The sequence below is a fragment of the Qingshengfaniella alkalisoli genome (genome assembly GCF_007855645.1).
Classification (GTDB): Bacteria; Pseudomonadota; Alphaproteobacteria; order Rhodobacterales; family Rhodobacteraceae; genus Qingshengfaniella; species Qingshengfaniella alkalisoli.
Genome location: NZ_CP042261.1, coordinates 334,926 through 346,756 on the forward strand (window position 1 = coordinate 334,926; position 11,831 = coordinate 346,756).

At 60.0% G+C, this 11,831-nt stretch carries 11 protein-coding genes; 2 read left to right on the forward strand and 9 right to left on the reverse strand.

Annotated elements, in window-relative coordinates:
* From FPZ52_RS01790 to FPZ52_RS01800, 3 genes are read right to left on the reverse strand one after another with little or no spacing between them, the layout of a single operon-like run.
* A complete protein-coding gene (locus FPZ52_RS01790; RefSeq protein ID WP_168201243.1) occupies positions 1-960 on the reverse strand; it encodes a FecCD family ABC transporter permease in 960 nt (319 codons plus the stop codon).
* Positions 957-1,949 carry a FecCD family ABC transporter permease gene (locus FPZ52_RS01795; protein ID WP_146363131.1) on the reverse strand — a complete coding sequence of 331 codons (993 nt, stop codon included), beginning with the start codon at positions 1,947-1,949 and terminating at the stop codon, positions 957-959. The genes FPZ52_RS01790 and FPZ52_RS01795 overlap by 4 nt, the downstream gene beginning before the upstream one ends.
* A complete protein-coding gene (locus FPZ52_RS01800) occupies positions 1,946-2,920 on the reverse strand; it encodes an ABC transporter substrate-binding protein (RefSeq protein WP_146363133.1) in 975 nt (324 codons plus the stop codon). Before FPZ52_RS01800 ends, FPZ52_RS01795 begins: the two co-directional genes overlap by 4 nt.
* A gap of 193 nt (positions 2,921-3,113) precedes the next feature.
* Here FPZ52_RS01800 and FPZ52_RS01805 point away from each other — a divergent pair, with 193 nt between their 5' ends.
* Together FPZ52_RS01805 and FPZ52_RS01810 are read left to right on the forward strand one after the other, a co-directional pair.
* Complete coding sequence (locus FPZ52_RS01805) at positions 3,114-3,986, forward strand: helix-turn-helix domain-containing protein (protein WP_205758596.1); 873 nt, start codon at positions 3,114-3,116, stop codon at positions 3,984-3,986.
* A 124-nt stretch (positions 3,987-4,110) separates the two neighbouring features.
* Positions 4,111-6,270 carry a TonB-dependent siderophore receptor gene (locus FPZ52_RS01810; protein WP_240804381.1) on the forward strand — a complete coding sequence of 720 codons (2,160 nt, stop codon included), beginning with the start codon at positions 4,111-4,113 and terminating at the stop codon, positions 6,268-6,270.
* A gap of 3 nt (positions 6,271-6,273) precedes the next feature.
* Here FPZ52_RS01810 and FPZ52_RS01815 read toward each other — a convergent pair whose 3' ends face one another.
* From FPZ52_RS01815 to FPZ52_RS01840, 6 genes are read right to left on the reverse strand one after another with little or no spacing between them, the layout of a single operon-like run.
* Complete coding sequence (locus FPZ52_RS01815; protein WP_146363137.1) at positions 6,274-7,203, reverse strand: AEC family transporter; 930 nt, start codon at positions 7,201-7,203, stop codon at positions 6,274-6,276.
* Entirely contained in the window at positions 7,204-8,001 is a 798-nt protein-coding gene (locus FPZ52_RS01820) for an MBL fold metallo-hydrolase (protein WP_146363139.1), read from the reverse strand.
* Positions 8,001-8,798 carry a TatD family hydrolase gene (locus tag FPZ52_RS01825; protein ID WP_146363142.1) on the reverse strand — a complete coding sequence of 266 codons (798 nt, stop codon included), beginning with the start codon at positions 8,796-8,798 and terminating at the stop codon, positions 8,001-8,003. Before FPZ52_RS01825 ends, FPZ52_RS01820 begins: the two co-directional genes overlap by 1 nt.
* Positions 8,799-8,807: 9 nt before the next feature.
* Positions 8,808-9,950 (reverse strand): DNA polymerase III subunit delta', encoded by a 1,143-nt coding sequence (locus FPZ52_RS01830; protein WP_146363144.1) that lies wholly within the window; start codon positions 9,948-9,950, stop codon positions 8,808-8,810.
* Complete coding sequence (tmk, locus tag FPZ52_RS01835) at positions 9,947-10,582, reverse strand: dTMP kinase (RefSeq protein ID WP_146363146.1); 636 nt, start codon at positions 10,580-10,582, stop codon at positions 9,947-9,949. Before tmk ends, FPZ52_RS01830 begins: the two co-directional genes overlap by 4 nt.
* Positions 10,579-11,745 (reverse strand): D-alanyl-D-alanine carboxypeptidase family protein, encoded by a 1,167-nt coding sequence (locus FPZ52_RS01840; RefSeq protein WP_146365622.1) that lies wholly within the window; start codon positions 11,743-11,745, stop codon positions 10,579-10,581. The genes tmk and FPZ52_RS01840 overlap by 4 nt, the downstream gene beginning before the upstream one ends.
* Between the last annotated feature and the right edge of the window lie 86 nt (positions 11,746-11,831).

Consider the following 11,831-nt stretch of genomic DNA (forward strand, 5'->3'; position numbering starts at 1 on the left):
TCACACCTTTCTCGATTGCAGGATCAGAAGTGCCAGCAGGAACGGCCCACCGATCAGCGCGGTGAAAATACCCGCTGGCAAGTGGCTGCCCATGATGGGTTGGCTGGACGCAAAATCCGCGAACAGCGCAATGGTCGTGCCGGTTAGTGCCGACAGCCACATCGCGGCGCCAGTTGCGCCCGACAACCCGCGCGCGATGGGGCCCGCGAGAAAGGCCAGGAAGGGTAGGGGGCCAGCAACGCTGACTGCGGTGGCGGCGAGCAACGTGGAGATGGCAACCAGTGACAGGCGGACTGCGTCGACGCGCAAACCGAGCGAACGCGCGACATCATCCCCTAACTCCAGCCGGTTCAGGGCAAAAGAAAGCCAGATAAGCACCGGTGTGCTGAAGAGCAGCGCTACCAAGATGCGGGCGGCGTCGGACCAGCTCGTGTCGGCAAAGGATCCGGTCAGCCAGCGGGCCATCTCTGCCGCTTGTAGCATGCCCGCGAAACTGAGCAGGAAATCGGTTATGGCGAACAGCGCCAGTCCGAAGCCCAGCCCGACAAGCACCAGCCGCAAAGGTAGAAGCCCGTCTTTCCACGCGATGATTAGCACGAGAAGCCCCGTAAGCGCGCCGCCGGCCAACGCGCCGAATGTCACATAAGCCGTCCCACCGAGCACCATGGCACCTACAGCACCGGCAGACGCACCTGCGGTGAACCCGATCACGTCGGGTGAGGCCAGCGGATTGCGCAACATCGTTTGCAACACGGTGCCCGACAGACCAAACGCGGCGCCGGTCAACGCTGCAACAATCACGCGCGGCAATCGGAACTGCCACAAGACGGCGCTGTCCATACCGTCGAAGCGTAGCGCAGCCGCCCAATCCATTGGCCAGGTCCCGGTGGTCAATCTGACGGTTGCGATCGCGATGATCACGCCGCACAGACCTGTGTAGCAAAGAAAGCGTCGTGTCATTGCCCGAGCCTTCCCGATCCGCGTGCAATCAATGCAATGGCTGGTCCGCCGATGAGCGCGACGCATAACCCCGTCTGGATTTCCATGCCGGGAAGGATCACACGCCCCGCCAAGTCCGCCAGCAATACCAGCGACGCGCCAAGCAGCGCCGATTGCACGGCCAGCCCGGCGGTGGAGGACACGCCAAGCCTGCGCGCCATGTGGGGCGCGATCAGGCCAACGAAGCCGATAGGACCAGCAATCGCGACCGCTGCCGCACACAGACAGGCGATTGCGATCAGTGTCAGTGCAAGCGTCAGCCCCGTGCCCACGCCAAGCGTCCGTCCCATGTCATCACCAAGCGCCAGCGCGTCCAGTCGCCGCGCGGCCAGCCCGGCCGCGGCAACGCCGGCCAGCAGCATGGGAAGGAATGTTACCAACCCCTCGATGCTGACATTGCCGAGCGACCCGAGAATCCAGTGGCGATACACGTCCAGTGCCTGCTGGCTCAGGACCAGCACACCACGAATGATGGCATAAAGAAATCCCGTGACCGCCGCGCCTGCCAAGATCAGCGCTGCCATTCCGGTACCCAGTGATGCGAGCCCCCAGACCAGAAGTGTGGTAAGCGCGGCGCCCGCCAAGGCAGGGATGATGAGGGTCGAGGGGGCACTATGGCCTGCAACGATGATCGTGAGCACTACCCCGACAGCGGCGCCTGCGTTCACCCCCAGAAGCCCCGGATCCGCAAGCGGATTGCGGGTGGCAGTTTGCATCAGCGCGCCCGCAATCCCGAGTGCACCACCAACGGCAACTGCGCAAAGTATACGCGGCAGGCGCAACTCGATCAGCACCACCGAAATCGCGTTGGTCTGGTCGAGGGGCTGAAACAGCAGAAACAGATCGCCCAGATGCACATCGCTGCGGGCACCGAAGCGCAAGCCAAGCAACGCAAGCAGGCCCATAGCGCATAGGCTGACCGCCACGGGCGGCACACGCATCCTGGTCATCGCACAAGCCCTGCTTCGTGCGCACCCGGCACGACGGTTTCAGGATCACCATCCATCGCGGCTTCGATCAGGGGGATCAATTTGGTCTGCGCGAACTCTAGGCTGAGCGGGCTGGAATAGCTCATCGCGGCTGCAAGTTCGGGGTCGGCGACTATTTCACGCCCTTCCTGAACAGCTCTCAAGCTGTCGCGCAGGGGCAGGTCGCGGGCCGAGGATACCCCGCCGCCAGCGTCCAACCAGACCAGCAGATCCACATCCAGCGGTTCCGACAATTCCGGGTCGAGCGTGAAATAAAATGACCCTCTCGCAAGGCTTTCCACGATTTTCGGAGTACGAAAGCCGAAACTAGCCAGCAGCCGCGCACGGGCGTCGGTTCCCGTGTAAAGGCCCGGTCCGGCAGGCCAAGCCACAACGGCCGTGGCATCCTGCCAGTTGGGATGCGCTGATCGGATGGCCAGTGCGTTCTCTGTGATCCGTTCGATCAGGGCGTGGGCCTCATCTGACTTGCCAAGAGCATTCCCCAGGGCCCTGGTCATATCCTCCCAAGGCATACCGAAGTCGCCCGCACCCTTGCCGGCTGGTAAAACCGGTGCGATCCGCGACAACTTTTCATACTGTGTCTTCGAGATGCCGGACCACATCGCCTCGATCAGATCGGGTTTCATCGCGGCAATGGCCTCGATGTCCAGCTCACCGCGTAGGACGGGCGGGCGGGCCTCGCCCAGGAGTGGAGACGCCCAAGGCCAAAGTCCGGTCTCGTCACCGCCATACCAAGTGCGATAGGCGATCGGAACCGTACCCAAGGCGAGCAAGTAGTCGGCGCCTGTGTAGGAGATCGATACCACGCGCTGCGCCGGTGCCGGCAACGTGGTTTCGCCCCAGCGATGGGAGATTGTGATCGGCTCAGCCGCAGCGGTTACGCCGCAAATGGACGTCAGCAAGACAAGAGATACTGTGAATGCATGCCACATCGGGTGTCGGTCATCTCGGCTGATTATGCGACCTGGCTAACGTGGCGAGGGATCCACTTCTGGCTGAGTCGTCCCCACTTACGCAATGATGGCACGTATGAAAAGGCATCTTGGCCTTGACCAAAGAAAAACAGTCGGGTTAGGTCTGGCAAACTTCTCCCTACCTCCATTCTCAGTTAATCAGATCGTTTCCGTGTCATTCCGCCCCAATATGAGCGCTTTCACGACGGGTATTTTCCCGGTTGAGGAATTGCGCTTTCTGGAACTGGACGGGCTGGTGATTGATTTGTGGCATGTTGAGGGCAGTGCCGAGGCCAGCGGGCATTACGTCTCTCCTGATCCGCGCATTACCATCGCGCTTGATCCGCTGCCCTTGCAGGTAACGCAATCGCAGAGCGGTCGCGTCGCGGGTGCGATCGGCCCGGTCAGCTATGTTCCCGCGGGGATGCAGGTGTGGGGCAGGCTTGGGGCACCTGGGCGGTTCCGGCATCTGGACATGCATTTCGATGCACGCCGACTGGTTGATATGTCAGGGGTGTCGCTTGAACAGACCCGCCGTCCGGTGTTGATGCTGAATTCCCATCGTATCATGTCTATAGCGTCGCTGATTGCCGAGCAATGCATCGCGCAGGATCGATCCGCGACCTATACCGAGGCATTGGTTCGCGCGCTTCTGATCGAGCTGTTTCAGGCCCCTGCGTCAGAGAGTGTCGGCTCCCCAAATGGTGGATTGTCACCTTCGCAGCTCGCCAAGGTCACGGGTCATTTGCGCGCCAATCTGCATCGTCGGGTATCGGTTCGGGAACTGTCAGATATGGCCGGATTGTCTCCGTCATGGTTCGCGCATGCGTTCAAGGTCAGCACGGGACAGCCGCCCAACAAGTGGTTGCAGTCTATGCGTGTCGAGCGTGCCGAGGAACTATTGGCGCGCGGTCTTGGCCCGGCGGCTGTGGCGAATGAATGCGGGTTTTCCGATCAGTCGCATTTGACCCGATCCTTCCGTGCTGCAAAAGGGATCACGCCAGCGTCGTGGCAGCGGTTGCATCTGCGAAATTGCGCAGATTGAAGCAGGAAGTTTCAAAGAGCGGCAGAATCATTCAAGAATAGCCGCATTAACCAACTTAAAGCCTAAGACTTCTGGCCCGCGACCGTTGGGCTATTTCGTGTTTCAATACTGGATAAATAAAAGCATGAAGATGTTTCCTATTGGCTCCCACGGACTGCGTTGTGGCACAGCCACCATCGCGCTGCTTGTGCCGGTGCAGGCCGTCGCGCAAGACGAGGCGCTTGTGCTTCAACCCATCAACATCAGCGTTGCGACGGATGACGACGCCATCGGCCCGGTTGAGGGGCTGACAAATCCTGCGACTCTCACCGGGGCGAAAACTGCGACGCCCTTGTCCGAAGTCCCGCAATCCGTTTCCGTAATTGGCCGCGATCAGATCGAGCGTGAGAACGTCACCAAGGTTGACGAAGCTCTGCGCTATTCGGCAGGCGTTTTTACCCAGCCTTTCGGTGATGACAGCGATACGGATTGGCACTTCATCCGGGGTTTTCAGTCGACCGCGGCGGGCGTGTATCTGGATGGGCTTCAGAATTTCTCTTATGCGTTCGGGGGTTTTTACATCGATCCCTACACGCTGGAGCGGATCGAAGTGCTGCGCGGTCCGTCCTCGGTTCTTTATGGTGGATCCAACCCTGGCGGGTTGCTGAACTACGTGTCCAAGACGCCGCAGGGGCGTGTGAGGGAAACGGCACTGGGGCTGAACGACTTCGGCACCGCGTGGTTCAACTTTGATTTGGGTGACGACACCTCCACCGGCGGTTGGCGTGTGACTGGCCGTATAGAAGGCGGTGACAAGGATGATGAATTCGCCGATGGTATGCGTGGCGTCTTGGCACCTTCTCTACTGTTCACGACAGACGCGGGCACCGAGATCACCCTGCTCGCCAACTATACCCGAGTCGACGAGAACCATTCGGGCGGCTCGTTCCTGCCCTATGTCGGTACCGCCGCGAAGGCGGATTTCGGGTACATCGACACGACGGCCAATTTTTCGGAGCCGGACATTGACAGCTATGACCGTGAACAGTTCCATATCGGCGCGAATGTCGCGCATGATTTCGGTGGCTGGACACTGATCGAGTCGTTTCGCTACGGGGAAAGCCATGTGCAGGAGGACAGCCTTTATGCCTATGGCTACCTGAACTTTATGCCGACCCCGCAGGATCCGGACAACGAACTGTCCCGCATCCGGTTCGAGCACGACACCAAGGTTCGCACGGTTCTGTCCGACACACGCGTTGAGACCACGGCCGTCACAGGTGCAGTGGAGCATGAATTGTTGTTCGGTCTGGATGCGAAGTATTACGAGATCGACCAGATGCAGGCGTCCGGTTCCGGCACGCCGATCAGCGCAAATCATCCGCAATATGGCGCATCGCAGGTCGATCCTGTTCCCTACATCGACCAAAAGATTGAGCAGACTCAAATCGGTTTTTACGCGCAGGACCAATTGCGCTGGGGCGACGGTTGGATCGGCACGCTTAACCTGCGCCACGACACCGTCCACACTGAGGCGGGGGAGAACAAGGCCACGGGTGCCGAAGGCTACGATCGCGACAACAGCGAATGGAGTTGGCGCCTCGGTCTGGCAAAGGAACTGGCCAACGGGTTTACGCCGTATCTGTCGGCATCCACCTATTTTAGTCCCGAAGTCGTAACTGACGCCGGTGGCAATATGCTGACCCCGGAAACGGGCCGTCAATACGAGGTTGGGCTGAAGTATATTCCTGAGGATGGACGCAGCTCGCTGACCGTGTCGCTGTTTGACATTCACCGAAACGACATCACCCAATCCGCCGGCTATGATGCCAATTTCCAACCTATCTACCAGCAGGTGGGTGAGGTTTCATCAAAGGGGGTCGAAATCGAAGGTTTTCACGATTTTGGCAACGGTCTTTCGGTGCGCGGCTCAGCGACGAAGCTGGATATGACCATCGAGAAGGATGTGAACGAAAACCTTGAAGGCAACACGCCATTCATCGTTCCGGAAACACAGGCTGCACTTTGGGTCGACTACGCCTTTGCCGGTGACCTGACCGGGCTGCGGGCCGGTGCCGGTGCGCGCTACCAAGGCGAAAGCTGGGCGGACAATGAAAACACGGCGAAGGTGCCATCAGCGACGCTCTATGATGCCTCGGTCAGCTATGACTGGTTGGATTGGCGTGCGAACCTTGCCGTAACGAACCTGTTCGACGACGACTATGTATCAGGCTGCCAGACGGTCTATAGCTGCGGATATGGCGAAGGTCGCGAGGTTAGCCTGACTTTGACGCGCAACTGGTAAAGCTTAGCCCAGTATGTGAAGCCAGATCCAGATGGTCGGCACCGATACAGCGGTGCCGATCAACACCGATGATGCCGCCACACGCCGCGCTCGCCCGTAGAAGTTCGCAAAGATGTAGGTGTTGACCCCTGGTGCCATTGCGGCCGTGATAACCGCGTTGCGGATCACCTGCTGGCTCAGCCCGAAAATGTTGGCCATGACCAGCACGATTATCGGATGCACGACCAGCGAAATCACAATGACGAAGAAAATGGTCTTCATGTCACCTTCGGGGGTGTAGCGTGTCAGAACCCCACCCAAGCCGAACAGGGCCGCCGGAAGTGCCGCGCGGACCATCATGTCGATCGCGTCGGCCAGCACGATGGGCAAAGTCACGCCCGATATGTTAACGATGAAGCCCAGCCCGATCCCCACGATCAGAGCATTGCGGAACATCGCGCTCAGGATCGACGCTAGCATCTTGCGACCGCCAACGCCTTTGCCGCGCACGATTTCCATCGCTGTGATGGCCAAGCAGAAGCAGAACGGTGAATGAATTGCGATGATCGAATAGTTTGTCGCTAGCGACTCCGGCCCGTATGCACGTTCGGAAATCGGCAGTCCCAATAGCAAGGAGTTCGAGAACAGGCAGCAAAAGCCGATGGCGATGCTGTCTTGCCAATCGCGTTTGAAGATGTAGTGCGCACCCAGCGTTCCAATCAGAAAGCCCGTAGTTGCGCCGACATAGAAGCTTAGCAGCAGCGGGGCATTGAAGCCGGATGACAGGTCGATATTGGCGATGGCGGTGAACAACAGGCAGGGGACCGCGAAGTGTTGCGCGAACTTCATTACGCCGTCCACGGCCCCATCGGGGAACAGGCCTGCCTTTGCCGCCGCGTAGCCGAAGCCGATTACCAGAAAAACGGGTAGAACGACTTCAAGTAAGGCTGACATCTACACCTCGTACTCTATCGTCATGCCATCGAATGCTGGCTCGACATGCTCTGGCGTTTCATCGCACACTGTGTCGTAATCCAGATCGACATGCATGTTGGTCAGCACCGCGCGGCGCGGCGCGGCGCGTCTGATCCATTCAAGGCTGCGGGCCAGGTGCACATGGCTGGAATGCGGCCTGCGTCGCAAAGCGTCCAGCACCCAGCAATCCATATCCTTCAGTTCGGCCCAGGTATCTTCCGGGATGGCGGACACGTCGGGCATATAGACGAGACCGTTCACACGCAGCCCAAGCGCATGAATATGGCCATGGGTAATCTCGATGGGGTGGATGGTGATCTCACCGCCGGCACCGCTTACACTGAACTCACCCGTGATCAGGCTCATGTCCAGTATGGGCGGATAGTTCGATCCTGCCGGTTGCACGAAGGCATAGCCGAACCGCGTCATCAGATTGTCGCACGTTGCTTCATCTGCGTGGACACGCAGGCGGTGTTCCAGATTGAAGACGATCATCCGCAGGTCATCAATGCCGTGGACATGATCGGCGTGCGAATGTGTGTAGACCACCGCGTCGAGCGTGCCGACATCCGCCGCAAGAAGTTGTGCGCGCATATCAGGGGAGGTGTCGACCAGGACCCTTGTCGCGGCCTCGCCGTCAATCCGTTCGATCAACATCGAACAGCGCGTGCGGCGGTTTTTCGGGTTCTTCGGGTCGCAATCGCCCCAAATCCCGCCCAGCCTTGGTACGCCGCCTGACGATCCGCAGCCCAGAATGGTGAAGCGCAAAGTTGCCATCAGGCAGCAGCCTTGGTGAACAGGCGGTCGAAATTCGCGCTGGTCTGGCGGGCGAAGTCTTCGGGCGTCATGCCAAACAGCTCAGCGCCCACGGCGGCGGTATGCGCGACGAAGGCTGGTTCGTTTCGCTTGCCGCGATGGGGTGGGGGCGCGAGATAGGGCGCATCGGTTTCCACGAGGATGCGTTCGATCGGTGCTGCGGCGAAGATGTCGCGAAGTTCCTTGGAACGGGGGAAAGCCGCGATGCCCGACATGGACAGGTAAAAGCCCAACTCCAACGCGGTCTGAGCCAGTTCACGGGTGCTGGAGAAGCAGTGCATGACACAGTTGAAAGGGGTTTGTGCATGACCGTCCGACAGGATACGGGCCATGTCCTTGTCAGCGTCGCGCGCGTGGATGATCAGGGGCAGGCCTGTCCGCTGCGCGGCTTCGATGTGGATACTCAGGCTTTCCTTCTGCACGTCGGCGGAATCGGCGGTGTAGTGGTAGTCCAGCCCTGTCTCGCCAATGCCGACCATCTTGGGGTGCTTGCTGATTTCGACCAATTGCTCCACTGTTGCCAAGGGATGCCTGGCGGCGCTCATGGGGTGGGTGCCGGCCGCGTAGAATAGCGAAGCGTGGTTTTCGGCCAAAGCACGGATAGTCGGTTCCTTCCGAAGATCCGTGCAGATTGTTACCATGCGCGTGACGCCTGCGGTTTCTGCCCGTTCCAGCACGCCGGGCAGGTCTTCAATCAGTTCGGGGAAATCCAGATGGCAATGGCTGTCGACAAGGGCAGGCGTGGTCGTGTCGGGCATAAAATCTTCCTATGGGCGCAGACAGTCTCTGGCCGTCTCGTCAAGCCTGACGAAGGTATCAAGGATAAGGCTTTGGGCGTCAAGGTTGACCGCCAGACCACGTTGCAGGCGGGACAAGGTTTCTTCCTGAGTTCTGGCCCAGCGTCGCGCCGAGGGGATGTCGGGGCAAAGTCGACGCGCTATTTGCGCCTCGCCGTCGGGTAGGTCGGGATCGAAGATCACCCCTGCGCGGGCGAGTTTGGCCGTCAGGTCCCCTAACATTTCGATCATCAGATCGCGACGTTGTTCGGCACCCCGTGCGGTCAGGCTGGCGGCTAGAGCCAAAACACGGCTGCGATCGAAACCCGGCATTTCCGAGAACAAACTGACCAGGTCGCGGTGCAGCGCGGGGCCATCCAGAGTGTGCAGGCGGATTGCTGCGCCAACGCTTCCCCTCGCCAGACGGGTGAGGGTTTGAATTTCGTCAGGAGAAATGGGCGGATCGGTGTCAATGAACCCAAGCACCGTCTGCACATCATCCGGTGCCAGAGGTGCACAGGGCAGGTTCAGGCAGCGGCTGCGGATGGTCGGCAGCAAGCGCGAAGGCATATGGCTGATCAGCAAAAAAACTGTGTTCTCGGGGGGCTCTTCGAGCAGCTTCAGCAGGGCATTCGCTGCGTTGACATTCATCTCGTCGGCGCTGTCGATGATCACGACGCGGTACCCCCCGTCGGGCAGCGACAGGGCGAAGAAGTTGCGAAGCCTTCGCACCTCGTCTACCGAGATTACGGTTCTGAGATGGCCCTTCTTCTCATCCGGCGTGCGTCTGAGCAGAAACAGCCCGCTATCCGACAGTGCAGTGATGCGCGACAGGGCTGGGTGATCGGCGGGCGTTGCAAGATCGGCAGGTGTTTGGGCCGGAGCATCGCCGAACATCGAGGGGCCTGAGTCCAATGGCATGGTCCGCAGATACTTTGCGATGTGCCAAGCCAGCGTCGCTTTGCCGATACCGCGCGGACCAGAGATCAGCCATGCGTGGTGCAGCCGATTACCGTCCAGCGCAGCGGCATACTGGGCAAGCGCGGCGTCATGGCCGACCACGCGCTGCGCAAAGCGGGGATGCGGCGCGCCTTCGATGCGGTCGGCTTCGGGCAGGTCTTCGGCGAGGCTCATGAGTAGCGTTGATCCCATGCCGACATGACGCGACCGGCCACGGCGCTGGCCGTTCCGGTTCCGTCGATAAGGATGCAACGATTCTGTTCCTGATCCGCCAGTTCGCGGAACCCGTCCCGCAGTTTGCGCTGGAAGGGCAGCCCGAATTCCTCGAAGCGGCTTTCTTCCATGTCCCGCCCCTTGGTGCGCCGCAGCGCAGTGGCCGGGTCCATGTCGATGATGAAGGTCACGTCGGGCTCGCGTTTGATCATCATGGAATGAAGTTGATCCACCAGCGCGCGCAGATCGCCGCGTGTCGTGCCCTGATAGACGCGCGTGCTGTCGGCGAAGCGGTCGGTGATGACAGTCTTGCCCAATTCCAGCGCCGGCCCGATCGTGCGCTCGAAGTGATCGCGGCGGGCTGCAGTGAACAACAACAGTTCCGTTTCGGCAGACCAGCGGGCAGGGTCGCCTTCGACCAGCAGTCGCCGGATTTCTTCGGCGCCGGGTGAGCCGCCGGGTTCGCGAGTGGCGATGATCTCATGGCCGGCCATGCGCAGACGATCGGCGAGCATGCGCGCCTGGGTGGATTTTCCTGACCCGTCTATGCCTTCGAAGCTAACAAAAATGCCGCGCGATTTCGACTGACTCAAAACATTTCCTTCACGGCGACCGCAACACGTCCTGCCAGCACATGACCCGCGCTGCGCAGGCGGGGGACGAAGCCGCCGCGGTCAACGCCGCGTTCGGCGATCAGGGGCAAATGGGTGTCGGGCAGCCCTTCGCGTGTCACGACCAGTTCCGCGACCTCGCTACCTTCTTCGATCGGTGCCTCAATAGGGCTGTTATAGACGATTTCCAAGGACGGCTCTTCCTGCGACATGGTCGTTGTCAGAACACTCAGATCATGCGGTGCGACCAGTCCGATTTGCTGCACATCGCCCATCCAGACCGGGGCCTGGGCAAGTCGTTCGCCTTCATCCGCTATCTTCATTTCGACGAATTGGCGAAAGGACCAGTTGATGATTTTCTCGGCTTCCTGTTCTCGGGCGGCTTCGCTGTCCAGCCCGGTGATCGCAAAGACGACGCGCCGGTCGCCCTGCTTTGCCGAGCCGACCAGACCGTAGCCCGATTCCTGAGTGTGACCGGTTTTAAGCCCGTCCGCACCAATGCCAAGGCCCAGAAGCGGGTTGCGGTTGTGGCGGTTGTCGGGTGCGCGACCGTCGAACTCGAATTCCGCCTGGCCGAAATAACCGTAGTATTCCGGGAACTCCGTAATCAGGCGGGACGAGAGGATCACCAGATCATGCATGCTCATCCGCTGGTTCGGATGTGGCCAGCCGGATGCGTTCGCAAAGGTTGAATGTTCCATCCCGAGCGTCTTGGCCCGCTCGTTCATCATGCGGGCGAAGGCGTCTTCGCTACCCGCCAAACCTTCTGCCACGACAACGGTTGCGTCATTGCCCGATTGAACGATGATGCCCTGAACCAAGTCCTCCACCGTTGGGCGGTCACGTTCGTTCAGGAACATCGTGGAGCCCCCCATCTGCCGCGCCCTGGTCGAAACGACGAACTTCGTATCCATCGACACATTGGGATTGTCGCGCAGCGCGTCGAACAGCATGTAAACTGTCATCAGTTTCGACATGGATGCCGGGGGTAAGGGCTCATCCGCGTTCTTGCTCAGGAGCACAGTGTTGGTTGTCAGGTCGAGAACATAGGCCGCGCGAGCCTCTGTCTCGAACGCCCGTGCGCCGCCTGTCAGGGTCAGAATGCCGGTGATACTCAGGATCAGGATACGCGCCAGTTTCGGCATTTGCTCGATGTCTCCGCTATCTCGGGATGCGATTGCATCAAGGATGCATCGCTTTTGACGTGCATCATAATCATTCATCGTTGCAT